The sequence below is a fragment of the Tritonibacter mobilis genome (assembly GCF_001681715.1).
Classification (GTDB): Bacteria; Pseudomonadota; Alphaproteobacteria; order Rhodobacterales; family Rhodobacteraceae; genus Epibacterium; species Epibacterium mobile.
The window spans coordinates 23,756-48,694 of sequence record NZ_LNWY01000036.1 but is presented as its reverse complement, the minus strand read 5'-3'; the positions used below and the strand labels follow the sequence as shown (position 1 = coordinate 48,694).

General features: G+C 56.9%; 22 protein-coding genes. 10 read left to right on the top strand and 12 right to left on the bottom strand.

Annotation, left to right across the window (positions count from 1 at the left end; genetic code table 11):
- Positions 1–286 precede the first annotated feature (286 nt).
- On the top strand, positions 287–1,186 hold the full coding sequence (locus UB90_RS22000) for a helix-turn-helix domain-containing protein (RefSeq protein WP_065326781.1): 900 nt from the start codon (positions 287–289) through the stop codon (positions 1,184–1,186).
- A gap of 41 nt (positions 1,187–1,227) precedes the next feature.
- Here UB90_RS22000 and UB90_RS21995 read toward each other — a convergent pair whose 3' ends face one another.
- On the bottom strand, positions 1,228–3,321 hold the full coding sequence (locus tag UB90_RS21995; protein WP_065326780.1) for a TonB-dependent siderophore receptor: 2,094 nt from the start codon (positions 3,319–3,321) through the stop codon (positions 1,228–1,230).
- A 329-nt stretch (positions 3,322–3,650) separates the two neighbouring features.
- Between UB90_RS21995 and UB90_RS21990 the strand changes: the two genes are divergently transcribed.
- From UB90_RS21990 to UB90_RS21975, 4 genes are read left to right on the top strand one after another with little or no spacing between them, the layout of a single operon-like run.
- A complete protein-coding gene (locus UB90_RS21990; protein WP_110613703.1) occupies positions 3,651–4,676 on the top strand; it encodes an iron-siderophore ABC transporter substrate-binding protein in 1,026 nt (341 codons plus the stop codon).
- The gene (locus tag UB90_RS21985) at positions 4,673–5,719 is read left to right on the top strand and encodes a FecCD family ABC transporter permease (RefSeq protein ID WP_065326778.1); all 1,047 of its coding nucleotides are present in this window, start codon (positions 4,673–4,675) and stop codon (positions 5,717–5,719) included. Before UB90_RS21990 ends, UB90_RS21985 begins: the two co-directional genes overlap by 4 nt.
- Positions 5,716–6,765, top strand: a complete 1,050-nt coding sequence (locus UB90_RS21980) for a FecCD family ABC transporter permease (protein WP_065326777.1) — start codon at positions 5,716–5,718, stop codon at positions 6,763–6,765. The genes UB90_RS21985 and UB90_RS21980 overlap by 4 nt, the downstream gene beginning before the upstream one ends.
- On the top strand, positions 6,762–7,598 hold the full coding sequence (locus UB90_RS21975) for an ABC transporter ATP-binding protein (RefSeq protein WP_065326776.1): 837 nt from the start codon (positions 6,762–6,764) through the stop codon (positions 7,596–7,598). The genes UB90_RS21980 and UB90_RS21975 overlap by 4 nt, the downstream gene beginning before the upstream one ends.
- Before the next feature lie 33 nt (positions 7,599–7,631).
- Here the strand turns inward: UB90_RS21975 and UB90_RS21970 are convergent, their stop codons facing one another.
- The 3 genes from UB90_RS21970 to UB90_RS21960 are packed head-to-tail and all read right to left on the bottom strand — an operon-like array spanning position 7,632 to position 11,381.
- On the bottom strand, positions 7,632–9,164 hold the full coding sequence (locus tag UB90_RS21970) for a sensor histidine kinase (protein ID WP_065326775.1): 1,533 nt from the start codon (positions 9,162–9,164) through the stop codon (positions 7,632–7,634).
- Positions 9,149–9,841 carry a response regulator transcription factor gene (locus UB90_RS21965; protein ID WP_065326774.1) on the bottom strand — a complete coding sequence of 231 codons (693 nt, stop codon included), beginning with the start codon at positions 9,839–9,841 and terminating at the stop codon, positions 9,149–9,151. The genes UB90_RS21970 and UB90_RS21965 overlap by 16 nt, the downstream gene beginning before the upstream one ends.
- 13 nt (positions 9,842–9,854) lie before the next feature.
- Positions 9,855–11,381: a DUF4153 domain-containing protein gene (locus tag UB90_RS21960; RefSeq protein WP_065326773.1), complete on the bottom strand. Its 1,527-nt coding sequence runs from the start codon at positions 11,379–11,381 to the stop codon at positions 9,855–9,857.
- A gap of 327 nt (positions 11,382–11,708) precedes the next feature.
- Between UB90_RS21960 and cysP the strand changes: the two genes are divergently transcribed.
- From cysP to UB90_RS21940, 4 genes are all read left to right on the top strand, one after another.
- Positions 11,709–12,746 carry a thiosulfate ABC transporter substrate-binding protein CysP gene (gene cysP / locus UB90_RS21955; protein ID WP_009178338.1) on the top strand — a complete coding sequence of 346 codons (1,038 nt, stop codon included), beginning with the start codon at positions 11,709–11,711 and terminating at the stop codon, positions 12,744–12,746.
- A 65-nt stretch (positions 12,747–12,811) separates the two neighbouring features.
- Positions 12,812–13,654 (top strand): sulfate ABC transporter permease subunit CysT, encoded by an 843-nt coding sequence (gene cysT / locus UB90_RS21950; RefSeq protein ID WP_065326772.1) that lies wholly within the window; start codon positions 12,812–12,814, stop codon positions 13,652–13,654.
- A gap of 3 nt (positions 13,655–13,657) precedes the next feature.
- Positions 13,658–14,458, top strand: a complete 801-nt coding sequence (gene cysW, locus UB90_RS21945) for a sulfate ABC transporter permease subunit CysW (protein ID WP_065326771.1) — start codon at positions 13,658–13,660, stop codon at positions 14,456–14,458.
- The gene (locus UB90_RS21940) at positions 14,458–15,183 is read left to right on the top strand and encodes an ABC transporter ATP-binding protein (protein ID WP_065326770.1); all 726 of its coding nucleotides are present in this window, start codon (positions 14,458–14,460) and stop codon (positions 15,181–15,183) included. Before cysW ends, UB90_RS21940 begins: the two co-directional genes overlap by 1 nt.
- Before the next feature lie 15 nt (positions 15,184–15,198).
- Here UB90_RS21940 and UB90_RS21935 read toward each other — a convergent pair whose 3' ends face one another.
- From UB90_RS21935 to UB90_RS21900, 8 genes are all read right to left on the bottom strand, one after another.
- On the bottom strand, positions 15,199–15,756 hold the full coding sequence (locus UB90_RS21935) for a PqiC family protein (protein WP_065326769.1): 558 nt from the start codon (positions 15,754–15,756) through the stop codon (positions 15,199–15,201).
- A gap of 1 nt (position 15,757) precedes the next feature.
- Positions 15,758–17,842, bottom strand: a complete 2,085-nt coding sequence (locus tag UB90_RS21930; RefSeq protein WP_227512066.1) for an MlaD family protein — start codon at positions 17,840–17,842, stop codon at positions 15,758–15,760.
- Positions 17,839–18,351, bottom strand: a complete 513-nt coding sequence (locus tag UB90_RS21925) for a paraquat-inducible protein A (RefSeq protein ID WP_005614682.1) — start codon at positions 18,349–18,351, stop codon at positions 17,839–17,841. The genes UB90_RS21930 and UB90_RS21925 overlap by 4 nt, the downstream gene beginning before the upstream one ends.
- An 89-nt stretch (positions 18,352–18,440) precedes the next feature.
- Positions 18,441–19,058: a paraquat-inducible protein A gene (locus tag UB90_RS21920; RefSeq protein ID WP_040641722.1), complete on the bottom strand. Its 618-nt coding sequence runs from the start codon at positions 19,056–19,058 to the stop codon at positions 18,441–18,443.
- A gap of 256 nt (positions 19,059–19,314) precedes the next feature.
- Positions 19,315–19,611, bottom strand: coding sequence for a polysaccharide transporter (locus UB90_RS21915; RefSeq protein ID WP_227512065.1), 297 nt, complete (start codon positions 19,609–19,611; stop codon positions 19,315–19,317).
- 122 nt (positions 19,612–19,733) lie between these two features.
- Positions 19,734–21,110, bottom strand: coding sequence for an alanine/glycine:cation symporter family protein (locus UB90_RS21910; RefSeq protein WP_009178534.1), 1,377 nt, complete (start codon positions 21,108–21,110; stop codon positions 19,734–19,736).
- Between the two features lie 303 nt (positions 21,111–21,413).
- A complete protein-coding gene (locus UB90_RS21905; RefSeq protein WP_065326767.1) occupies positions 21,414–22,934 on the bottom strand; it encodes an aldehyde dehydrogenase (NADP(+)) in 1,521 nt (506 codons plus the stop codon).
- Positions 22,935–23,049: 115 nt separating this feature from the next.
- Positions 23,050–23,739, bottom strand: a complete 690-nt coding sequence (locus UB90_RS21900; protein ID WP_065326766.1) for a GntR family transcriptional regulator — start codon at positions 23,737–23,739, stop codon at positions 23,050–23,052.
- Positions 23,740–23,895: 156 nt separating this feature from the next.
- Between UB90_RS21900 and UB90_RS21895 the strand changes: the two genes are divergently transcribed.
- Entirely contained in the window at positions 23,896–24,924 is a 1,029-nt protein-coding gene (locus tag UB90_RS21895) for an Ldh family oxidoreductase (protein WP_065326765.1), read from the top strand.
- Positions 24,925–24,939: the final 15 nt, after the last annotated feature.

The window sequence follows — 24,939 nt, the reverse complement described above, 5'->3', positions numbered from 1 at the left end:
CATTTGTCAACATGACCTAAGTGGGTCAGTATTGCATGCCGCTTCACAGGCAGGTCAGTAAAGAAGGGGCCGGCGCGGATGAAACAAGTCACTCCGCTGAAAACACTGGGACTTGGGTCTGATTTCAACGATAGACAGCTTTGTCCTGGGGCTCTAATTACAGTGGAAATATCTACCTGAAAGCCCGCCCTCAGTGTCTCACATTGGTCTCCGCAGTTGCTGAAACCGTGCACTGACCACATCGCTCAGCCATCAGGCAGTCCGGACAAAGCATGGAGATGGCTGAATGGGATTGCTGCAGAATTTTGAAGGCAGAACCGAGGGAATAGAAAAAACGGTCCCTCCGCGCTGGCGATGTTGTGCTCGGATGCTTGGAATCCACTGGCGTGCGAAGGGGCAACCCGGTGCGAATGGGTCTTACTGGTCCGATGTTCCTAGGTTGATGGTGTTTCTGGACGATATGTCCTTCGTTCGTATCAGCGAAGGTTATGAGATCTCCGCGCGTCACGGTTTTCCGCTGCCGATGGTACTGTTTGTACCTGCGGGGGTACCCATCAGCAGTTACTTTGATGCGGGCAGTGAGTTTATGCATCTTGATTTGCATTTTGACGCCGCGTGGTTGCGGCAGTTTTTAACGTCCTCACTGGGAGAGCATGCGGTTGACGACATCTTTGGCCGGACCATCGGGACTGAAGGCTCTGCTCAGGTTGAAGCACTGGCGCATCTCCTGATGGAGGAAATCTCCGAACCCGCGCATGATGATTTGTATTTTGAGAGTCTTGCTGGTGCGATGGTGATGGCAGCATTGGCCCCTGCGTTTCCGATGCAAAAGCGCCGAAGCGGACGCCTGACGGGTCATCAAATGCGAAAACTTGAGAGAGGCTTTGACCAACGCGGCGGACAACGCATGTCGATTGCAGAAATGGCGCAGCTTGTTGGACTGTCAGAAAGCTGGTTCTCGCATGTTTTCAAAAGCACCACAGGGATGACACCGGTGCGTTGGCAAAAAGATCGCCGTATCGGCAATGCACAGATGTTGCTTCGAGAGTCCGATCTGAGTGTTGCGGAAGTCGCTGCCCGACTTGGTTTTTCAGATCAGTCCCACTTCACAAAGGTATTTCGCGATGTTGTGGGGCACACCCCGGCGAGTTGGCGACGGTTGGTGCTGTACCGCCTTGAAGAGTGATCCGACCCCACATGCAAGGGGTCGGATCCAAGATCATGACCTTACCAGGTGCGCGTCAGCGTGGCGCTGATTGTGCGGGCAGGGGAATACCAGTTCGCACCGATGCCGCCTGAGATGTGCTTTTCATCAAACAGGTTGGTAACATTGACACGCAGATTGGTGTTCTCGCGAATGTCATAAGAGAATGACGCATCCATCACGGTGAATGACTCACCTTGACGAGTATTGGCATTGTCGAACCACATTGCACCTGTGTAGCGCGCGCCCAGACCAAAGATCATGTCACCGCGGCTGCCCTGTCCCGGGACAGTATAGTTCACCCAGAGGGAGCCAATGCTATCAGGTACAAACTGCAGCGCGTTGCCTTCGTTTCCGCCAGTGCCATTCTCAACAATTTCGGAGTCCATGTGCGAGTAGGCCGCAATGACGGAGAAGTTCCGGTAGAGATCGACCTTTGCTTCGAGATCAATGCCGCGGACATTGGATTCACCAATCGTTTCTTCCAGCATGGTGTTTGGATTGGTGACAGTCATGTTGAACTTGGTCAGGTCATAGATCGACGCGCTTAGCAGCGCTCGCCCACCAGCCGGGCGATATTTGATACCGATCTCGTATTGATCGCCACGCTCTGGCTCCACTGTCAGACTGGCCGGGACAACGGATTCCGAATAGCTGCCGTATACCGAAAGGTCCGGAGTGATTTTATACACCAGCCCCGCGCGCACCGTGGTTTCGCTGTATTCGCCACGGCTCACAGCGCCGGTCTGCATATTGGTTTGGGTGGTCTTGCCCTTGTCATAACGGAGACCAAGATTTGCAATCAACCGATCATCAAAGGTGAGTTCTTCCTGCAAATACAGGCTTCTTGTGCTCTGGTCGGTTCGCTGAGCACGATAGGGTGCCAAGCCATCAAGGCTGTAAGTTCCTGCGCCATAGGTAAAGGTGGCTTCGTTATAGGGATTTACCGGACTCCACCAAGACGTGCTGAAGTCGGTGCTATCTGAATACTCAACTCCGACAAGAGTCCGGCTTTTGACGGTGCCAAAGGTTGCATCATATTGCAGGTTTGCGTTCAGAACGAGATCCTCTCCGGAGGAGTCGTTTGCGAATAGAGCGCGATCAATGTCTGGCCCACCGGGATTCGCACGGTCATCCAGATAAATGTAGCCATAGTCCGAGGCGCTGTCTGTATAACGTGCCGAGACGCCGAGTTGCAGGCCATTGTCGAACTCGTGATCAAACATCAACGATGCGGTGGTGCGATCTACGCCGCGATAGTTGAAGCTGGGCTCGCCAAAATACCTACCGCTGTCATAATCGGTACCTTGAGGGTGTCCGCCGCCACCGGGAACGCCATCACGGTTCAGGTTGTCCAAAGCAAAGACCAAGCTTGTCATTGCGGTCGGACGCCACGCAATGCTCGCAGCGAGGTATGTTTCGTCATCGCGCGAGAAGTCCCACTCTGCATCCGCATCGCGGGCCAGGCCAACCAGACGGTAGGCCAACGTGCCCTCTTCGTTCAGGTCGTCACCAAAATCGAACCCGACCTCTTTTTTGTTGTGGCTACCAACAGAAACATAGGCTTCGCCATGCTGGCCTTGCTTGGGTGTCTTGGTGACAAAATTCACGGATCCACCGGGATCTGAAATGCCGAAGGTGGTCGAGTTTCCACCCTTTACAACTTCGACCCGTTCAAAAGCGTAGGGCTCTTCACGTAGCCCGCCGAAGGGCGCGCCTACCCGTAACCCGTCGCGGTAAGTGTATGAGTCGAAACCACGAATTCGGAAGTAGTCAAATCGGCTGTCCGCACCATAGTAGTCCGTCACCACCGCAGCAGTATAGTTCAGGACTTGCTCAATGTTCTGTGCCCCGCGCTGTTGGATTTCCCGGGACGTGACCACGGATACCGTTGCGGCGGTATCCAGTACGTCTGTGGCTAGACCAGAGCCGGATGTGACTTCATTGGCCACTAAGGTCTGGGCATCATCTTCGGCCTGCACCTTGATTTCGTCCAACACGACTGGAGTTTGCTCTGCCTGAGCAAATGCAAGTGAGGGAACAGCAATCAAAGCGGTGCATCCTGCCATCATGGTCCGCATACGCAGGCGGCTGGTATTGCGCATGTGCTTTGTCATCCTTGGGTACTCATTTGTTGTTGTTCTGTTTGTGGTGCTGCCTGGCCGACATTCGGACATTGACGGCACGAACCAGTGCGCAGGGTTGAAATGGCGGCGTGCACCCAAAGGAAGGCGTTGCGTAGCGTGATCTATGCGCGTGTTCGCGCTGCTCCCTAAACACCGCTGAGGATCGCGTATTGTAGAATTCGACTTTTTTGGTCAGTTTCTCTGGTTAGTTGCGTTGCAACGAAGAAAAAGCACGCCTTTTCTCGTCGGTTTGGTTGACCGGTTTCTGACATCGTGAAAGTCGATGCGACCAACGAGAGTTACCATTTGAGAGGAGAGTGATGATGCCGGCACTGCTGCGCAGTTATAGGGAATATGCCCGTTCTATCTGCTCGCTGGTCTGCTTTGCAGTTGCGGCATTGTGGCTAACAGCTGCGCATGCCAAAGGCGATGAGCAGCCATTTCCTGTTATGATCGAACATGCGTTGGGCACCACGGTGGTTAACCAGAAGCCCACGCGCATCGCAGCAATCGGGTGGAGTAACCACGAAGTTCCGCTGGCGCTTGGTGTCGTTCCTGTCGGCTTTGCAAAGGTAGGTTTTGGCGATGATGACGCCAATGGTGTCTTTCCATGGGTCGAGGCGCGGCTTGCAGAACTGGGGGCAGAAATGCCCGCGCTTTTTGACGAGGGAGATGGGATAGATTTTGAGGCGGTCGCAGCCACAGAACCTGATCTGATCCTTGCCGCGTACTCAGGAATGAGCCAGTCGGATTACGACACCTTGAGTAAGATCGCGCCTGTTGTTGCATATACTGTGGGACCATGGGCGACGAGTTGGCGTGAAGTGATACGGTTGAACTCTACTGCGATGGGACAAGCCCAAGAAGGCGAGGCGCTGATTGCAGAGATCGAACAGAAAATCGCGAGTGTGACAGCCAAACACCCGGAGATTGCTGGCCTGCGAGCGATGTTCATTACCCATCTCAGAGCGCGCGACCTGAGCGTAATTCGATTCTATTCTGCCAATGACCTGCGTGTCCAGTTTTTCGAAGATCTCGGTATGACGTCCCCACAAAGTGTGCGGGATGCGACCGAGGCTGGGCGCTATTCGGGTGAAATCAGTGTGGAGCGCATCGACACCTTTACCGATGTCGACATCGCGGTGACCTATGGCGATCAGGAGCTTTTGGACAGCCTGCGCAGCAACCCTCTAACAGCCCGGATGCCGGTAATCGCAAATGACGCATTGGTGCTGATGGCCAATGACCCGATGGGCACCGGCGCCAACCCGACACCTCTGGCTATTGACTGGGTCCTTGAGACTTATGTCGCGCGTCTTGCGCAGGCGGCCCGGAACGTAAAATGACCTCCGCCCAAGGCGCTCTCAATCAACAGCAGCCATCAGCCAAGCAACGTACGCGACTGAACGGCGGGGTCGCCCTACCTCTCCTGATGGTCCTGCTTGTTCTGGCCGTAATGCTGTCACTTCTGTTTGGTGCGCGAGATGTCAGCTGGGCTGATGTCGTTGGCGGGGTGTCTGGATCAAACGAAACTTTGGGGCAGGCCGTCGTGCAGATGCGCCTGCCACGCACTGTGCTTGCTGCATTGGCGGGCGCAGCGCTTGGATTGTCTGGTGCGGTAATGCAGGGGCTGACGCGCAATCCGCTGGCTGACCCAGGTATCCTTGGAGTGAATGCAGGGGCAGCCATGGCTGTGGTTGTCGCCGTGGCATGGTTCAATCTGCAATCTATGACCGGTTTCCTCTGGGCGGCGAGCGCAGGTGCTGCTCTTGCAGCAACGTTTGTTTATGCGGTTGGCAGTCTTGGGCGAGGGGGTGCCACACCATTGAAACTCGCACTGGCTGGGGCGGCAACCTCCGTCGCGCTGGCTTCGCTGACGTTGGCAATCATTTTGCCACGTGGCGACATCGCGGGTGGTATCCAGCTCTGGCAGATCGGGGGTGTCGGTGGTGCAACATTTGAGGCAATCCGGCCGATGCTGCCATTCCTCTGCGCAGGGCTTTTGCTCGCCCTCGTGAGCGCAAAAGGTCTTAATATGTTGGCGCTTGGGGATGAGGTGGCAACGATGCTTGGGGCCCGAGTGGCGCGCTTGCGCGTTATTGCAGCACTGGGGGCGGTTCTTTTGGCGGCGGCAGCGACCGCGATTTGTGGACCCATTGGATTTGTTGGTCTTGTGGTTCCACATGCGTGCCGCCTCATCGTCGGTGTAGATCATAGGCTGCTTCTCCCGCTCAGCGCCCTAAGTGGGGCGGTGTTATTGTTATGTGCTGATGTGCTGGGACGGCTTCTGGCCCGTCCTGCAGAGTTGGAGGCGGGGGTTGTCACGGCTTTTTTAGGGGCACCGGTATTTATCGCGATTGTTCGGCGAAAAAGGATCCGTGAGTTGTGACTGAAAGCGCATCCCCTCCGGCACTTGTTCAGATCATCCGTGACCAACGCAATCGACAGCGCCGTTCGCTCTACCGGTGTTGCATCGTTTTTATAACGCTCTTGATTGTAGGTGTGATCACTACTCTGCTGGTCGGCCAGTCTATGACTGCGCCAACAGAGGCGTTTCGCGCCATTCTAGGAGAAGAAATCGCAGGCGTGAGCTTTACGGTTCGCGAACTGCGCCTTCCCCGCGCAGTTCTGGCCTGCCTCGCCGGAGCCAGTTTTGGTCTTTCCGGTGCTGCATTTCAGGTTTTGTTACGCAACCCATTGGCCAGCCCGGATATCATCGGCATTTCCGCTGGAGCGGGTGCGGCGGCCGTATTTACAATCGTATTCTGGGGCGCGACTGGCCTATCGGTGTCGATTGCGGCAGTGGTTTCGGCGCTTGTGGTCGCTCTTTTGATCTATCTGCTGGCGTGGCGTGACGGGGTCGCAGGTGGCAGGTTGATACTGATCGGTATTGGTACCGCCGCAATGCTGCAAAGTGTGACCGCCTATTCGCTGTCCAAAGCGCCAGCTTGGCGGTTGGAGGAAGCTTTGCGTTGGCTAACCGGGACGTTGAATGGCGCAACACTTGCACAGGCAGCACCTGTTGCGCTCACGCTGGTGTTTTGTGCCGCCATATTACTCTCTCATAGTCGCGCCCTTAGTGCATTGCAGATGGGCGATGATACCGCGTCCGCGATTGGCGTCCCGGTAGCACGCACGCGTCTTCTGGTGGTGCTATCGGCTGTTGGGGCAATCGCAGTCGCCACTGCTGTGTGTGGGCCTATTGCTTTTGTTGCATTTCTTGCCCGCCCCATCGCGTCGCGTGTCGCAAGAATGGGTGGACCACTACTGCTCATTTCGGCCTTGTCTGGGGCTGTGCTGGTCTTGCTGGCAGATTTTGCTGGTCAGCATTTGCTGCCTGCGCGCTATCCCGTCGGTATTATGACGGGCGTTCTTGGAGCGCCGTATCTGCTTTATCTTCTGGTCCGTATGCATCGCAAAGGGGGCATCGCTTGAACAACAGGTTCTGTCAAAAACCTCTGAAAGCGTCCGGCTTGGACGCTCAGTACGGCGAGCGTTCTGTGTTGCGCGGGGTGGATTTCGATGTGCCGTCGGGCAAGATAACGGCGATCGTCGGTGCCAACGCGTGTGGCAAGTCGACGCTCCTGCGTGCATTGTCTCGCTTGCTGCGCCCCACAACGGGCCAAGTGCTATTGGATGGGGCCTCAATTCATCGCATGCCACCCAAGGAACTGGCCCGCGAGCTCGGACTGCTACCTCAGGCTCCAATCGCTCCCGATGGTATCTCAGTACTGGACTTGGTTGGGCGTGGGAGACATCCTCATCAGGGTCTTTGGGCGCGGTGGTCAGCCGATGATGACTTGGCGGTCGCACATGCGTTGGAGGCAACTGGTGTCGCGGATCTGGCAGATCGTGATGTTGATGAACTCTCAGGTGGCCAGAGGCAGAAGGTCTGGATCGCCATGGCGCTGGCACAGGAGACCGGCATATTACTGCTGGATGAACCCACCACCTACCTAGATATCAATCATCAGATTGAGGTGCTGGACCTCCTTGTCGATCTGAACCGCAAACGCGGGACCACCATTGTGATGGTGTTGCACGATCTGAACCTTGCGGCACGATACAGTGATCAGTTGGCCGCATTGGTTGCTGGAAAAATCGACGTGATGGGGCCGCCTAAAGAGGTACTGACCTCCACCATGGTCCAACGCGTCTTTGGTCTATCTTGCACTATTGTCGAAGATCCGGTGTCGCAACGGCCGATGATGTTGCCGATTGGACGTCATTTCGCGAACGCAATTATAGACCGTGATGAGGTCTTATAGGGTGGGGCTGCTCGCGCCCCAGCACATCTTGCGTTACGCGAATTTGATCTCGAAACATGCGCCGTTTGAGCTGGCGACAACGGCGAGTTCTCCGCCGATAGCCTCGACAGTGGCTTTTACAATATTGAGACCCATTCCCGTTCCTCCGCTGTCGCGCCGAGTGGTAAAGAAGGGTTGCAGAATTTTATCCACATTCCCCGCACTGATACCGAGGCCGTCGTCCGCGATGCGCAGCGACTTTCCGTCTCCAGAGTGCTGCGCCGTGAGAACGACGTTCTTCGCGTCATGTTGTTGAGTGTTTTCCAAAAGATGAGTGAGGATGATCGTGAGTGTATTCGCTTCCGCTGGCAATTGCAGATCGTCATTTTCAACATGTATGGTCAGACGCGGAAAGTTCTGCGTGATCTGCGTATAAATGCTCTTCAGGCAGCAGGTCCCAGAGTTGGCCTGCTGGTCAGCAAGACTAAACGCACGCATGTTTGCCAGCAGATCTTCCATGCGTTTGCCACCTTTGTCGACGGTATCGAGGAGTCGATGCCTCTGCGGCGGGGTCAGATCGTCATCTCTCAGCAGCTCAGCTGCACCTTTCAGTGCGGTAAGCGGTGATTTCAGCTCATGAGTCACATGTGCTGTGTAGGTCTTCAGCGCGTCTTGTTTACTCTGAAGGCGCTGCGTGAGCGACTTGAAGCTGTGACTCAGATCTTCGATTTCGCGCGTCCCCAGTTGCTCCGGCGGCTCCCAGGCTTTGTCGCCATGACCTGCCATGTGACTGCGTTGGATCAGAAGGCGGATGGGACGGGTGATGAAACGCCAGAACACATACCCGATGAGTACCGCGGACAGAGCCACAAAAGCGGCGGCTTTCATGAGGTTGACGCGTTCACTGTAGAGAAAGCGGAAAATATGGCTTGGAGTGCGGCTCACATAGACCGCTCCGATCAGCGTCTCATCCACCATGACAGGCATTGCCACAAAAACGCGCACTCTGGCACCGCGACTGAGTGTGTAAAGTGCGGGTGGGCTGTCGGCGCGGACGCGGGTTCGCGCGACCGAAACTGTTTTGCCCGCAAGGGCTGCGCTGACTTCATTCACATGCCCCAGTGCTTGTCCAATTTCGGCGGTGCCGGCAATCACATTGCCGTCGGGATCAAGAAACCGGTAGCCTGCCAGTGTCCGAGCCTGTGCCGCATTGGCAATGCGCGTCAGCTGTGTTGCGACGCTCTGGTAGACAGCGTCAGTCGACGATTTCATTTGTGTGGCATCCGGGCGCGGAGGCAAAACCGTAGCGCTGTTGATCGACAACGATGGAAAAACCGCATTGTCCAGCGATACAGCCCCCCAATTCGGCGGCTCTAAGCCTGCAGCATCCGCGTAAAGCTCCGCATAGGTGGCAGACATGACAGCGGCCTGCGTCAGCAGACTCTCTTCGGTTTGTTGAACCAGTTGATTGTCGTAAAACCGAAACAGAATGAGCCCGGCAATGGGCAGGCACAGGACAATGCCCAAGACCAGCAGTACGACCGTCCACAACCGGGGCCGCCATTTCCGGTTTAGCTTGGCTTGCATGAGCCCATCCGAAGTCCGACACCATGAACGGTTACAATCCCTTCGACGCATCCCGCCTGAGACAGCTTGGCACGTATGTTGCGGATATGGCTGTCTATGGTTCGGTCAGAGACGTGAATGTTATAGCCATAAAGTGCGTCCACCAATTGCGCTCTGGTCAAGACATGGTCAGGGCGGATCATCAGCGTCGCCAGCAGCCGAAACTCCGATCCCGTCAAAGATACCGAAGTGTCATTGAAAGTGCATTGGTGCCGCTCCGCATCCAGATGTAATGCGCCGTGGATCACTGCGGCGTCTGATGGCTTTGGGGCGGACACGCTGCGTTTTAAGATAGCCTTTATCCGGGCCACCAACTCACGGGGGGAGAAGGGTTTGGTGAGGTAATCATCGGCCCCGAGTTCCAACCCGAGGATTCTGTCGATCTCTTCGTCCCGCGCGGTGAGAAAGAGGATGGGTACTTCGGAGATTTTGCGGATTTCCCGACACACCTCCAATCCATCCATTTCAGGGAGGCCGATATCCAGCACGATGAGGTCTGGATCTTCCTGTTGCTGAGCGTTGATTGCGGCCAGACCATCACTGGCAAAGAGGGTTTCAAAACCAGCCTTTTCAACCGCGAACCCGGTCACCTCGAGGATATCGGGGTCATCGTCTACAACAAGAATGCGTGCGGGCATCAAAACGGGTCCTTCAATTCTGCTGCCGATAATAGGCTTGGATTTGCCACTTTCGATAGCCCCATTCACGCCAATTGCGGATCTCAGTTCGGGTGAGATCAAGTTCTATCATCCGATTGCACAGATCTTGGCCCGTCCGAGCTTCGAACTCGAGAATGGCGCGATAGGCGCCGGTGCCGAGGCTGCAGATATAGTAGCTATCCGGTTCCGCAAGAGCGCTGCCGTGAGTGAGGTTGTATTTGGCGATGATCTCCGCAAAATTCACCAACCCGCAAACATAGAGGGTGGCAACCAATGCCAAAAAACAGCGGCGTAGCAGCCATGCAGTGCTCAGGCCACGATGCACCTGCCAAACCGTCAGCAACAGCCCGGTAAGAACCAACGCCATCCAGATGAACGCTGCAACCCGTAGATAAGTCAGTGCGTAAGCATCGACATAGTGCTGCAACCGGACGGCAGCTGTTGCCACCAGAAACATGTTTTGGCCAAGCCACAGATAGACCAGAAATCGTAGCGTTTTGTCAGAACCGATCATACTGCGGGTGATCAGTGTAAAAAGACCGGCAAGAAGTGCAGTGGCGACCAGCGGGTATGATCCGCGGTGGGCATAGGATGCATAATTCATCCCCTCAGGCAGGGACACGCCACCTGTCAAAATACTGATATCCAGAAAAGTTTGCATTAAAAAGAGTATGTTAAACAGCCACAGAGAATTACGAACCGACACTGGATTAATGAAAAATGCGATCCGGGTCGGGCCTGCTTTTTGAACAAAGAACTGGCGCGCCCTCGTGCCCATCCACCGCTCACTCAGATTGAGGTAGGGCCACAATAACGAGGCAACCACGCCCCAAAACAGGAAGCGGAACCAGAACTGAGCCTCAAAAAGACGGGCCAGATCAATTTCTGCCAGAAACTCCTCCAGCACGGGATTGGCGCTTGCCAACAGGCTCAGAAACACTGCGCCCATGACCAGTGGTAGCAACAGTGCGGCCGCTTGGTGCCGCACCTTTGTTTTGTAGCCGGTTGCGGGCATGTTGTGTATGGCGTCGCGCATCAATAGCGTCGCCCCCACTGTCGGGAGGCGCAGCATCAGCCGCAGCACGAGCGCTTCGTTCAATGTGTTCGCCGCAAAGGCCCAGGCGGCAACGGCGATCACGCCCACAAGACTAAACACTACTGATAGAAACTGCAGCTCGATCGCGGCTGGCAAATTGCTGAAAACGGCAAAGGCCGTCACGATGGCCCATTCTTTGACAGTTGGCTTTTGGGGTTTTGCGGCCAGTATTGCGACCGAGAGAACCAGTGCAAAGACCGCAAATGAGATCCCCACGGGCTGGTTCCAAAACAACCAATCAGCCAGCACCACCAGCGCCGCAAGAAGCGGTACAGTATGGCGCATTCGCAAGGATGCAATCAGCGAGGTGCGTTTTGCAGGTCGAGGCTGAGCAGGCGATGTCGGCTCGGTCGTCATGTCCAGCCACCACCCATCCAGCCGAATGCGGTCGGGCACCCCGTGAATAATCAAATCCTGCCTCATGTCCTGTCTCCGATATGCAGCGTTGTTTGACAGACAGATGACCGACGCACTTGCAGCTTTGTGGTGCGGGGCTCGCAAGTTTCAGGGGGCTTTCGTGCAGAATTTGTGCACAAACACAGCTCAGTTGCAGGGAGGATGCTCAGACCGTGATGCAAGACCTGCGCCCTCGTATCGATGCGGCGTTTTTGTTCTGCAAGAAATGCAGAACAGCCGTTTCTGTCTTGGAACGAACTTTGGAATGAGAGACTTCTATGCGCGCCAACCCATTGCAGTTAGGAAATAATCTGACAGATATGCTGCAGTAATTCCTCAGCAACGGAGTCTCAAATGTCTTTCACTTCTACAGCGTTTCTCCGTTCTTCCCGCATTCTGTTTCGTAGCTTTGGAGCCGCAGCCATCGCGTTTGCCGGCCTCACCAGCCCCGCCCATGCTGAAGAACAAGAGATCCTCAATGTCTCATACGACATTGCCCGCGAGCTTTATGCCGCGCTTAATCCGGTCTTTGCCGAACATTGGCAGGCAGAGGCAGGTGACACCCTGACAATCAAGCAAAGCCATGCTGGCTCTTCCAAACAGGCACGGGCGATCTTGCAAGGTTTGCAAGCCGATCTGGTGACCTTCAATCAGGTGCTGGATGTGCAGATCCTCGCGGACAAGGGATTTGTCGCTGAGGACTGGCAACAGAAACTGCCCAACAACGCCTCTCCATATTATTCACTGCCTGCGTTTCTTGTGCGGGGTGGCAACCCCAAGGGGATTGACGATTGGGGTGATCTGACCCGTGATGACGTGGAGATCGTGTTCCCGAACCCTAAAACAAGCGGCAATGCGCGTTACACCTACCTAGCGGCCTATGCCTACGCGCTGGAAAAGTTCGGTGGCGATGACGCGGCTGCGCAGGAGTTCGTCGGCAAGATCCTCTCGAATGTGGTGGTCTTTGATACCGGCGGACGTGGCGCGACCACCAGCTTCGTTGAGCGCGAACTGGGAGACGTGTTGATCACTTTCGAGGCCGAGGTCGAGAACATCCGCGCGAGCGAAGACGAAGGCGCCTTTGATCGTGTGGTTCCAGCGATTTCTCTGCTGGCGGAATTCCCGGTGGCACTTGTCGATAAAGTGGCAGACGCACGCGGGAGCCGAGCTGTAGGTGAGGCTTATCTTGACTTCCTCTATTCCAAAGAAGCACAGGAAATCATTGCAGGTTTCAACAACCGTGTGCATCACCCCGAGGTGGTCGCCGCAACGGCTGATAAATTCCCCGAGGTGCGTCTGATCACTGTCGAAGAGGTCTTTGGCAGCTGGGCCGAGGCACAGGAAACCCATTTTGGCGATGGTGGAACCCTCGATCAGGTTTTCAGCAACTAAGCCAGAAATCTGGAATCTGCGTCCGGCCCAGAGGGGCCGGGCGGACCTAACACCGGAGTTGAGCTGTGGTTTCTCTAACCCGAACCGCCCCGCGCGTCCTGCCGGGGTTTTCCCTGTCTCTGGGCGTCACTGTGCTGTTCGTTACGCTGATCATCCTGCTGCCCCTGAGTGGTTTGATGTGGCAGCTCGCGCAGTTGAGCCCCGGTGACTATCTGAAGGTGATGACGTCGCGCCGTGTTCTTGTGGCGCTGAAGGTCACATTGTCTGCCGCAGCACTGGCGACACTGGTAAATGCTGTATTTGGCCTGCTGCTGGCGTGGGCGCTGGTGCGCTATCGCTTTGCGGGGCGGGGCCTGTTGGATGCGCTGGTGGATATCCCCTTTGCGCTCCCGACCGCAGTGGCAGGCATCGCGCTGGTGGCGCTTTATGATAAGTCCGGCTGGATCGGCGGGATGCTGGCCGACCTCGACATCAAGATCGCCTACACATGGTGGGGGATTGTGATTGCGATGGTCTTTACATCGGTGCCCTTCGCCGTGCGCGCAATCCAGCCCGCGATAGAAGAGCTTGACCCCGACGAAGAAGCGGCTGCACTGACGCTAGGAGCCAATGGGGTGCAGCGTTTCACCCGTGTGATCTTGCGTCCGCTTTTGCCTTCGATCCTGACCGGTGTTGTGCTGTCCTTTGTGCGGTCGCTTGGGGAGTTTGGGGCGGTGATCTTTATCGCAGGAAATCTTCCATTCAAGACTGAGATTGCCTCACTCCTGATCCTGATCCGGCTGGATGAATTCGACTATCCCGCGGCGGCGGCGATTGCCGGTACGCTGTTGGGGCTTTCGCTTTTGTTGTTGATTGTGGTCAATCTGGTGCAGGCACGGCTCTACCGCTACCTCAGGACCGAGGGTTAAATCATGGCGCGTATCGTTCTCATTTCACTCTCATTTCTCTTTGTCACGCTGGTCATCGCAGTGCCTGTCGCCGCTGTGTTTCATCGCGCATTCAGCGAGGGTGTGGCGACTTATGTGGCGAATATTCTCGACGAAGAGACACTGCTTGCAATCCGTCTCACGGTTCTGACCGCGCTGATTGTACTGCCGTTGAACGTGATCTTTGGCGTTGCGGCGGCATGGCTGATTGCGCGCTATCGCTTCTTTGGACGCCGAGCGCTGTTAATCATCATCGAGGCACCGTTCGCGATTTCTCCGATCGTGGCGGGTCTGTGTTTCTTGCTGGTTTATGGCGCTTATGGCCCCGTTGGCGGCGCATTGGCGCCGTATGGCATGCAGTTGATGTTTAACCTCACCGGGATTGTGCTGGTGTCGCTCTTTGTGACGTGCCCCTTTGTGGTGCGAGAGCTTCTGCCAGTGCTGATGGTCACGGGCGAGGACGAGGAAAAGGCGGCAATCACTCTGGGGGCCAATGGTTGGCACCTGTTCCGATTTGTGATTTTGCCCAATATCTCGTGGGCGCTTGTCTATGGCGTGGTGCTCACGGCGGCGCGCGCCATGGGTGAGTTCGGCGCAGTGAGTGTCGTCGCCGGATCGATCCGGGGCGAGACGATGACCCTGCCGCTCCAAATCGAGCTTCTGTATAACGACTATAATGCGACCGGCGCTTTTGCCGCTGCAACCGTGCTCACGGCATTGGCACTGCTGACGCTGGTGTTGCGCGGCATCCTGAACCGCTTTGGCCCGAAGAAAGGACATGTGTGATGACGTTTGAGGCACGCAATATTTACAAGAGCTTTAACGGAACAGAGGTTCTGAAAGGTGTGTCTCTGGCGATGGAGGCGGGCGAGTTTGTAGCATTGCTCGGCGCATCTGGGTCGGGCAAGACCACGCTCTTGAACATCATTGCCGGTCTGCAGCACGCGGATCAGGGGCAGCTGACACTGGATGGTCAAGATATCACCCGGCTGCCCGCTGGTAAGCGACGCTTTGGAATGGTGTTTCAGAATTATGCGCTGTTTCGCCATATGAGCGTGGCAGACAACATCGCTTTTGGCCTGCGGGTTTTGCCACGTCGTGAACGCCCTGGACGTGTAGAGCGGCGCGAAAAAGTGTCTGAACTTCTTGACATGATCGGTCTTGCGGATCTCGGTGATCGTTTCCCGCAGCAGCTCTCTGGTGGGCAACGCCAGCGGGTGGCGATGGCGCGGGCTCTGGCGATCAATCCGCAGCTTTTGCTGATGGATGAACCCTTTAGTGCGCTTGATGCCCAGGTACGCAGGTCCCTGCGCAGTTCGGTCCGTGCGTTGCAGCAGAAGGTTGGCGTGGGCGCGATCATGGTGACCCATGATCAGGCCGAAGCCTGGGATCTCGCGGATCGGGTGGCGGTGATGGATCAGGGGCAGATCGTGCAGTTCGACACACCGGATGCATTGCGGAACACCCCAGCGACTGGCGCTGTGCGTGATCTCCTACAAGGTGCGGCCTGATCCCCGCACCTGTTCTCACATAGAAGAAGCCACCTGCCGTGACAGCTCGGCAAGCGCGGCGGAGAGTGCGCGCGCCGAAGCGGCGGGGCCGGGCTCAGCGACCGGGGTTTCAATTTTAAACCGTTTGACGAACTCCCGCACGCGCCCCTCGGGTGAGGACACGGCATATTGCCCGGAAAACTCAAACACGCCATCGGCGCGGGCGTAGCTCTGATCGACCCTCACATCCAACCGTACGTCTGCCGGGGTGTTCAGCGGCCAAGGCTCCACAGCAACTGCGGCCCCGGTGCGATCGCTCAGACCGCGAGCGAGTGCGACCGACATGCCCCTTGCAGGATCATCTGCCCATTGCGCCCGATCCTCGTTAAAGAGCGCTCCACCTTCACCCTCTGAGACAATCTCGGAGGCAGATGCATAAGTGGGAAGTGACACCAGACGAACCTCGATCGAGCGGGAGCTGAGGTTTTTGACAGGTTCACCCGGCGTGGCAGCAATCAGGTAACGCGCATCATTGGACTCGGAACAAGCCGTCAATGCCGTTGCAAGACACAGAAATGCAAAAAGTTTTTTCATATTACCTACCAAACACCAGTGAATTCGGATCGCGCTCGATCTTGCGAGCCAGCTGTGAAACCGCGCGCGCCGCAGATTTGATTTCTCGGAGCACATCCAGCGTCTCCGTATTGAAGTTGGAGCGATCTCCATAAGCCGCCACCAACGCTTCTGACCGTGCGACAAGCCGTTCAAGCCGCGCCGACAGCGCAGGCAGCCCTTCGGCAGCGTCCGCAACCGACTGTGCCGCATCGCGCGCCGAGGCCATGGTCGCATTGGCGTTATCCACCAGCCCACCTTCGCGCAATGTCGTGAGCGTGGCGCGTATCTCATCCAAAGCCGCAGAAAGGGATGCGGGCAGCGCACGCGCCTGCTCGGTGCCGATCACCTCATCAGCGCTGATCATCAATTTATTGACTGAGCGGATCAGTTCTTCGGCTTCAAGCGAATTGGCCTTGGCAGCGAGCGTGCGAAGATCGTCGACAAGGGCTGGCAACTCTTCTGATGCGGATGAGATCTCGCTTGCCGCAGCGGCCCCATCTTTGAGGGCTGCCGTGAGATGTTCGACGGCGCGGCCCTGTTGGAGGTCTTGTAGGATGGCCCGCAGATCGGTGATCGTGGCCTGCAATTCGCGGGGCAGGGCGCGTGTGCTTGGATCTGTGACCAAGGCGCGGGTGTCTTCAAGCAGTGCGACTGCCGCAGCAGGGGCCTGACGCGTGCTTTCAGAGGTTGCGAGTGCCTCGATACTTGCAAGTGTGCTGATCGCCTGCGCCATCAGCTCTTCGACGGGCAGTTCGCTGATCCGCTCCATGGCTCCTTCTGCGGTTGCCGCAAAATCGGGCAAATCCGATGGGGCGCTTGGCAATTCTGGATAAGGCTCGGCTGTGCGGTCAAACTGTGCGGGTGCTGCATCTTCAAGACGCACCAATTCGACCATCAACTCGGAGCTGAGCAACCCGGCAGAGGCCAAGCGCGCGCGCAAACCGCCCTCAACCGCGTTTTGCAAGAAATCCAGCACGTCCTCTTCTCCTGCACCGGGGGGCAGACCCAGCAATGCAGGTTGTAACAGGAGTTTGGCGACCAGCCGCACTTCGGCATTTGCGGATTCGTTCTGGATGGATGCCGTAAGGGTGCCGACCTCGCCGACTTTGATCCCGCCGAGTTTCACGGCGGCACCATCACTAAGACCAGCAACAGACTCATCAAAAGCCACCGAAATCGCAACACCCCCCGCCATAGAGCGGGCAAAGGCGGTGCGTCGGGCCGTGGCTTCGTCCGGGTAGATATCAAAAACGGCACCGGAGCTTGCTGGTCGGCCGCCCTCAAAGACAGCATCAAATTCAATCCCACCCGAGACGAGGGAGGCGAGACTGTCCACATCCAGCGACAAACCGTCGGCACCAAATGAGACAGTAAAACCCGAGGTGTCCCAAAACCGTGTGGCAGAGTTGATGCGCCGGTCATGCGGGGCGTCAATGAAAGCGTCCACCACGATGCTATTTCCGCTGACGGTCAAGCGCGGATGCTCAAGGCGTCCCACTTCTATGCCGCGAAACAGCACCGGAGCGCCTTCGGTGATCATCCGACCGTCTTCTGTGCGCAAGGTGATGCGGCGCCCGGCGCGTCCCGGCTGGACGAGGGGTGGGCGATCACGGCCCGCGAACACGGTTTGTGCCACTCCAGCCTGCTCGTCCCATGCCCCTTCGATGTAGACCCCCGACAAAACGGTGCTGAGCCCGGAAATCCCGCGCGAGCTGACCTCGGGGCGCACGACCCAGAATGTAGCGTCTTCATCCAGAAATGGGGCGATGTCTTTGTCGACACGTACTGCAACGGAGACTTTACTGAGGCCTTCGGCGAAACCGACCTCTTCGACACGGCCAATGACCACATCGCGATATCGGAGGGTTGTCTCATTTGCGACAACGCCGGATGCATTTTCAAATGCGATGTAAATCAGCTCACCGCGGTCCGCGTAATTCTTCCACGCGATGCCGAGGGAGACCAACAAAGCAGCCAGCGGCACCAGCCACACCAACGAAAGATTGCGCCACATTGAGGGGCGCTTGGGTGATATGTTCAATTGGGCGGGTTCTTGGGTGCTCATGACTCAACTCGGTTTTCCGCAAGCCACATCAGGCGCGGATCAAAACTCTGGGCTGCCAGCATGGTGAAGGCAACCGACAATGCAAAACTCACTGCCGCAATACCCGGACTGATCGCGGCGGCAAAGTCCAGTTGCACCAGCGCTGTCAGAATTGCCACGACAAAGACGTCGATCATCGACCATCTGCCAATGAATTCTACAACTTCGTAGAGAACCAACCTTCCGTGATTGCCAAGATTGGCCGGTTTGCGGACAGAGATGGCCAGAAATGCGATTGCGATGAATTTTGCGATCGGAATCAGAATACTGGCAAAAAACACGATGAAGGCGACGCCATATGAGCCGTGATGGACCAACTCGATAATGCCGCCCATCAATGTGTTTTCGGAAGTCTGCCCCAAAGTTGATGTGCGAAGCATCGGATAGATGTTGGCCGGGACATATGCGATCAGTCCCGCGACAAGCCACGCCCAGACTTTTTGCAGGGATGCGGTTTCAGAAAACTCCAATCGGCTCTGACAGCATGGGCAGACATGCGTGCCCTGTGGCGCCACCGTTCCACACGCGCGACACCCGACCAGACCGGCTTCGGTTGCTGTCAAATAGTGCTGCGTGTTCTCAGTGTTTTCCAAACGGTTAACCTGCAAATTGAACTGTCGGTAAGGATTGTCACGATCAAGAGCGCTGCAAAAGCCCAAAATGCAGGCCCCAGCTCCACCCGGGCGAGACCTGAGACTTTGACCAGTGCAACCGCCACCCCGATGATAAAGATCTCGGCCATCGCCCAGGGTTTAAGCCGTTCAGCCCATGTATAGACCATTGCCGCATAGGGCGCTGGCCGGTAGCCGATGGCCATGGGGGCAAGCGTGTAGATCAACGCGCAGTACCGTGCAGCGGGCAACAGGACGATCAACAGACCTGTGGCCAGCGAAAGCGGGAGCATTGGGCCACTGGCAAACGCAAGGATCGTATCCAGCACCGAGGCTTGGTGCGAAAGCCCCTGAACCTCCAGCGCGAGAAAGGGAAAGGACGCCGCCGCGATCAGTAGGATCAGCGCCGTGAGGGACAGCATGGCAATGCGCGTCATGGCACCGGATTTCGGAGCCGCGAGTACGGTTCCACATCGCGCACATTTGGCGATTGAGTGTTTCTGGACGTCCTGATCGTGATGCAGAGCGTCGCAGACAGGGCAGGCGATTACTTGATCGAGGATCATGGCAGTCCACATCGAATGAGCGCCCGAGATGACCAAAGCTGAAGGCCCGCTTCCCCTCAATGAGAGTTACGCCGACCCCGCCGCCCGATCACACTGGCGAAAGGCAGATCGAAAGTAACCATGAAAAACACGGAGATTTCAATCGCTGCGTGGTGTTTGGCCCAAATGTGGTGCTCTGCCGCCGATCAATACGAGAAAGCGCTGTGCGAATTAAGGACATTCTCCGAGGGGGGACGTAGCTCTGCGTCATCTGCGCTTAGCAGGGCTGCGCAATCTGCGCGCTGTACCCGCCCCACACAAAGACCCCCATTGAGATGATCAGAACGAGCGCGGACAATAATGCGCAGAGCCGCGCAACGGGTGTGTGCCATTGCGCCCTACCAAGGAAAATCGCGATCACCGCGCATGTGATCATCAGCGCACGCGCGCTCCACTCCCATGAACTTGCAGGCTCCAGTCTCATGTCCAGCAACAGGATCACACCGATAGTGCCACTTGCAAGAGTGAGTACAATGACTGCCCCGAGAAAGGCAGAAGGTAGAAATCGTTTCATAAAAAGACCTAGGTAAACATAGTAAACGATACGTCTGGCACCGGCCATTCAGCTAAAATACGCGGAGTGGCGAGGTTCCACGGAGGGGCGCATCAAATGACGCGCCCCCGATAGAGCTTGGTTTATTGTGGTGAGCGGGACGTGCGCTCTTCGCTCTGACCTTTTGTGGCAAAGAACTCCTTGGTCACCGCGAAAACCACAGGGCTGAGCAGGATCAGCGCGATCAGGTTTGGAATTGCCATCATCGCGTTGAGCGTATCGGCCAAGAGCCAGATAAAGCCAAGATCCGCCGTCGCCCCAAAATAGATCGCAACGATCCACAGGATACGATAGCCGATCAAAACCTTGGCACCGAGCAGGTAGCCAACGCATTTCTCGCCATAATAGGACCAGCCCAAAATGGTGGTGAAGGCAAAGATCGAAAGCGCAATCGCGATGAGATAGCCACCAAAACCGGGCAGCGAAGTCTCAAACGCCAGCGACGTCAGTGCCGCGCCGCTTTCTCCCGAGGTCCAGACACCGGATGCAATGATCGCAAGGCCGGTGATGCTGCAGACGATAATCGTGTCGATGAACGTACCCAGCATGGCGATCAGGCCCTGATTGACTGGCCCTTTGGTTTCTGCGGCGGCATGTGCGATGGGCGCGGAGCCAAGGCCTGCCTCATTCGAGAACACGCCGCGTGCCACGCCAAAGCGGATTGCGGCCCAGACAGCAGCCCCAGCAAACCCACCTTCGGCGGCAGAGGGCGTGAAGGCATGCGTAAACACCAGCCCCAGTGCCGAACCCAGTTGATCCGCGTTGATCAAAAGGACGATCAGACCCGCGGCAATGTAGCTCACGGCCATGAAGGGAACGAGCGCACCCGCGACAGCACCGATGCGGGTGATCCCACCAAGCACGACTGCCCCTGTAAGAACCATCAGCACAACGCCGGTAATAGACGGGTTGAAGCCAAAGTTGGTTTCCAGCACCTGCGCGACACCATTGGCCTGTACGCCATTGCCGATCCCAAAGGCCGCGATTGAGCCAAACAGAGCAAAGGCCACGCCCAGCCATTTCCAGTTCTCGCCAAGGCCGTTCTTGATGTAATACATCGGGCCACCGACGAAATTCCCCTGAGAGTCCTGCTCGCGAAACTTCACGGCGCAAACCGCTTCGGAATATTTGGTTGCCATGCCGACCAGCGCGGTGATCCACATCCAAAACAACGCGCCGGGGCCGCCAAGGAATACGGCGGTTGCGACACCTGCGATGTTCCCGGTGCCGATCGTGGCCGACAGGGCGGTCATCAATGCGTTAAATGGCGTGATCTGGCCTTCGCCGTCTTCGGGGCTACGTCCCTTGAACAGCAATGAAAAGCCGGTGCCGATCCGCAAAATAGGCATCAGTTTCAGCCCGACCTGCAAAAACAGCCCAACACCGAGAATGAGCACCAGCATCAACGGGCCCCAGACGACCGCGTTGACGGCGCCAACGATAGAATTAAGGGTTTCCATGTCACTCCTCCCACAGAGCTTTAGGTATTTTAGCCTACGCTTGCGCCACTTTGGGCGACGCGCAGACAAGCTGCCTTATTGCGAGCGCCGCAACGGAAAGTGCGGTGCGTACCATCTGCTCGGTCTGGTCGAACTCCGCCGGAGTCACGAGAGGATCAATGGGATGGCGCTCTAAGGTAGGCTGCCAATACGCCTCAAATTCACAGGAGTCGACACCTGCTGTGTCCCGCTAGCGGGGCGCGTTTATAAAAGCACTCGACCCGGCTGGGAGGCACCGGGTCGAGGAGGGGGGCAGGACTGATTTTATGCGTCGTCGCGCAGATCCGCTGGCAGCAGGGCCTCGGGGATATTCTGGTAGCAAACCGGGCGCAGGAAACGGCGAATGGACATGGTTCCCACGGAGGTTGCGCCAAAATTGGTTGATGCAGGGTAGGGGCCGCCATGCACCATCGTGTCTGCAACCTCGACCCCAGTTGGGAAGCCATTTGCAAGAACGCGACCCGCCTTGCGCTCGAGGATTGGCAGGAAGGGGGCGGCCGTTTCGCTGTCGCCATCGTCCAGGTGCATGGTGCAGGTCAGTTGCCCCTCAAGGGAATGAGCAACAGCGCGCATTTCGTCCATGTCTGCAACGGTGACAACGAGCCCGAGCGGACCAAAGACCTCGCCCGACAAAGTCTCGTTGCTCAGCCAGTTTTGCGCGTCCGTTGTATATAGAAACGGCGTTGCTGTGCGGGCTTGGCTGTCGGTCGCCAACACTTCGCGCACGCCTTCCACACCGGCCATGCGACGCTGACCATCGCGATAGGCCTGTGCAATCCCATCCGTCAGCATGGTTTGCGCGGGGCTTTCAGCAAGGGCTGCAGCAGCAGTATCAATAAAACGGTCGGCTTCTGGACCTGCGCGCAGAACTGCAATGCCGGGGTTTGTGCAGAATTGACCTGCCCCCATGGTCAGTGAGCCAGCCCAGCCTTTGGCCAGGTCATCGCCGCGCGCATTCAGCGCTTCATCGAAGATAAACATAGGGTTGACCGACCCCAACTCACCAAAGAAGGGAATAGGTTCCGGGCGTTGCGCACATAGATCAAACAGCGCACGCCCCCCTCCGAGTGATCCGGTGAAGCCGACGGCTTTGATCAGCGGGTGCTGGACCAGTGCAGCACCGACCTGACGGTTTCCACCTTGGATCAGGCTAAAGACACCAGCGGGCATCTTGCAGCGTTCAACGGCGGCAAGGATGGCCTCTGCGATGATTTCGCCTGTGCCGGGGTGCGCACTGTGGCCTTTGACGACAACCGGGCAGCCTGCCGCAAGCGCGGCTGCGGTGTCACCGCCTGCTGTGGAGAATGCGAGAGGGAAGTTGGATGCACCAAACACCGCAACCGGACCGATGGGGCGTTGCACCATGCGCAGATCCGGGCGCGGAAGCGGAACCCTGTCGGGAAGGGCTTTATCATGGCGCCGGTCGAGATAGTCTCCTTGCAGAATGTGTTCGGCAAAGAGCCTCAACTGACCAGTTGTGCGGCCACATTCGCCTTGTAGGCGGGCCTCGGGGAGGCCTGTTTCTTGCGAACCAATCGCGGTGATGCCATCAGCGCGCGCCTCAATCTCATCCGCGATCGCATGCAAAAACGCGGCACGCTCCGCGCGAGAGGTGGAGGAATAGGCCGCAAAGGCGGCTTCGGCAGCTTCTACCGCTGCGTTGACGTCTGCGACCCGACCCACAGAGAAGTCGTAGCTTTCACCGCTTGCGGGGCTGGAGGGGAAGTGGTCGCTACCGGCGACCCATTGACCGGCGATCAGGTGTTTTCCGTGAGGGTGGAACATGGTCTGGCCTTTGTCTAAATGGAGGTGAATTTGTGCGGGATAATGTATACAAAAATTAGGCGATGCAACCAGTTTTCCCGCAAGCGGGTGATTGTAACAGGTGTGTTCTTGCAGCTTAGGCGGCGGGATCACCTGCAGCGGACCGGTTCTCTGCGACCAGCCGAAGCAATTCGTCCTTGGTTCGGGTAATGTGCTCGCGCAGCGTTGTGCAGGCCCCTTCGATATCGCGCGCCTCGGCGAAGCGCAGCAAATCCCGGTGCTCTTTCTTGGCAGGCTCTCGCTGCTCCATCACACTGAGGTGCATCCGGACGAACCGATCCGAATGCAGGCTGATCCCTTGCAGCACGTCATTCGTCAGCCTGCGATCCGCTGCTGCATAGAGCGCGGAATGGTACTGATGGTTCAGTGTGCCCCATTTTCCGACGTCATTGGCATCGTAAGAGGCTTCCATCTCTTCAAGGATCTGATTGCACAGCGAGAAATCAGTCGACGTCATGGCAGGGATCGCACGGCAAAACAAATCGACCTCAATCAAAATCCGCAGGTCAAAAATCTCGGCGATCTCGGGCAGGGAATGTTTCGTAACCGAAGCACCGCGATTGTTCGTGAATTGCACCAGCCCTTCCGCATCGAGACGTTTTAGCGCCTCGCGGATCGGCATGCGCGAGACGTCATATTCGTCCGCGAGTGTCTCTTGGCGAATAACCTCGCCTTCTGCCAATTCGCCGCTGAGGATACGCTCGCGCAAATCGTTCGCAATCACATCCGGGAGGGTATTGCGGGAAACCGCACGTTTACCTGCCATGAGAGTTCAATTCGCCTTATTGTCGGTATTTTGGATACGTTACGTAAATTTCCTATTCTTTCAAGACGAAAACCGTGGCCGTGCTTGGTGAAGGGGCTGGTCGTGACCACTCGCATGTTGTATCCGGTATCCATGAATTCAGGGCGAGGGGCAGAGATGAGCCAGACCGAAGAAGCAAAGACTGTGTTGCCATTGGATGAGGTGCGTGCGCTCGCAGAGCGGGTGTTGGAGCATTGCGGTTACGCATCTGCCCATGCGGATGCGATTTCTGACATGCTCTATCGGTGTCAGCTGGATGATTGTCAGTCCCATGGGTTGTTCCGACTGTTCATGTGCGCAACCACGATGAAGGATGGCAAAATCGATGGCGCTGCCACGCCTGTCATTGACTCTTCCGACACCGCAATCATCCGCGCCGACGCTCGCGATGCGATGTCGTTGCTGGCCGTGCGGGACGCGATGCCTGAACTGATTTCCAAAGCCCGGCGCTTTGGTATGGCCGCACTTGCGGTCAATAACTGCTTTCATTTCTCAGCGCTTTGGCCAGAGGTCGAAGAACTTTCTGCCGCGGGGCTCGCCGGGCTATCAATGGTCCCGAGCCACTCATGGGTTGCGCCCGCAGGGGGAACAAAAGGAACGCTGGGAACCAATCCGATTGCGTTCAGTTGGCCACGTCGCGGCAAAGATCCCTTTACCTTTGATTTTGCCACCAGCGGTTTTGCGCGAGGAGAAATCGAGCTTCATAAACGCGCTGGAAAACCGCTCCCTGAAGGCGTAGCGATTGATCGCAATGGTCAGCCAACTTGCGATCCTGAGGCTGCTTTGGACGGGGCGATGCTCACCTTCGGAGGCCATAAAGGATCGGCGCTGTCAATTATGATTGAGCTGATGGCAGGCCCGCTGATCGATGATCTCATCAGTTTGGAAAGTGAAGCCGCCGCAGGGCGTCCGGGCTGCGCGCCCTACCATGGACAAATCATCCTTGCCTTTGACCCTGAAAAATTCTCTGGCGGACGTGTGGCGGTCAATGACGAAAGGGCGGAGCGCCTGTTTGCCGATATTATCGGTCAGGGGGCACGCTTGCCCTCGCAACGTCGCTTTGCAGCGCGCGCCCGCAATCTTGCGCGCGGCTACGTCGAGATTCCGACTGCGTTGCACAGAGATCTATTGGCGCTCATGGATTGAGTGAGAGTATCGCGG

Bases quoted from the DNA above. Each gene is read 5' to 3' on its own strand.
- UB90_RS22000 (WP_065326781.1), top strand. From the start codon at position 287: ATGGGATTGCTGCAGAATTTTGAAGGCAGAACCGAGGGAATAGAAAAA.
- UB90_RS21910 (WP_009178534.1), bottom strand. From the start codon at position 21,110: ATGGAAACCCTTAATTCTATCGTTGGCGCCGTCAACGCGGTCGTCTGG.
- UB90_RS21995 (WP_065326780.1), bottom strand. From the start codon at position 3,321: ATGACAAAGCACATGCGCAATACCAGCCGCCTGCGTATGCGGACCATG.
- UB90_RS21940 (WP_065326770.1), top strand. From the start codon at position 14,458: ATGACGTTTGAGGCACGCAATATTTACAAGAGCTTTAACGGAACAGAG.
- UB90_RS21915 (WP_227512065.1), bottom strand. From the start codon at position 19,611: ATGAAACGATTTCTACCTTCTGCCTTTCTCGGGGCAGTCATTGTACTC.
- UB90_RS21970 (WP_065326775.1), bottom strand. From the start codon at position 9,164: ATGCAAGCCAAGCTAAACCGGAAATGGCGGCCCCGGTTGTGGACGGTC.
- UB90_RS21960 (WP_065326773.1), bottom strand. From the start codon at position 11,381: ATGAGGCAGGATTTGATTATTCACGGGGTGCCCGACCGCATTCGGCTG.
- UB90_RS21935 (WP_065326769.1), bottom strand. From the start codon at position 15,756: ATGAAAAAACTTTTTGCATTTCTGTGTCTTGCAACGGCATTGACGGCT.
- UB90_RS21985 (WP_065326778.1), top strand. From the start codon at position 4,673: ATGACCTCCGCCCAAGGCGCTCTCAATCAACAGCAGCCATCAGCCAAG.
- cysW (WP_065326771.1), top strand. From the start codon at position 13,658: ATGGCGCGTATCGTTCTCATTTCACTCTCATTTCTCTTTGTCACGCTG.
- UB90_RS21930 (WP_227512066.1), bottom strand. From the start codon at position 17,842: ATGAGCACCCAAGAACCCGCCCAATTGAACATATCACCCAAGCGCCCC.
- UB90_RS21990 (WP_110613703.1), top strand. From the start codon at position 3,651: ATGATGCCGGCACTGCTGCGCAGTTATAGGGAATATGCCCGTTCTATC.
- UB90_RS21965 (WP_065326774.1), bottom strand. From the start codon at position 9,841: ATGCCCGCACGCATTCTTGTTGTAGACGATGACCCCGATATCCTCGAG.
- cysP (WP_009178338.1), top strand. From the start codon at position 11,709: ATGTCTTTCACTTCTACAGCGTTTCTCCGTTCTTCCCGCATTCTGTTT.
- UB90_RS21900 (WP_065326766.1), bottom strand. From the start codon at position 23,739: ATGGCAGGTAAACGTGCGGTTTCCCGCAATACCCTCCCGGATGTGATT.
- UB90_RS21920 (WP_040641722.1), bottom strand. From the start codon at position 19,058: ATGATCCTCGATCAAGTAATCGCCTGCCCTGTCTGCGACGCTCTGCAT.
- UB90_RS21895 (WP_065326765.1), top strand. From the start codon at position 23,896: ATGAGCCAGACCGAAGAAGCAAAGACTGTGTTGCCATTGGATGAGGTG.
- UB90_RS21905 (WP_065326767.1), bottom strand. From the start codon at position 22,934: ATGTTCCACCCTCACGGAAAACACCTGATCGCCGGTCAATGGGTCGCC.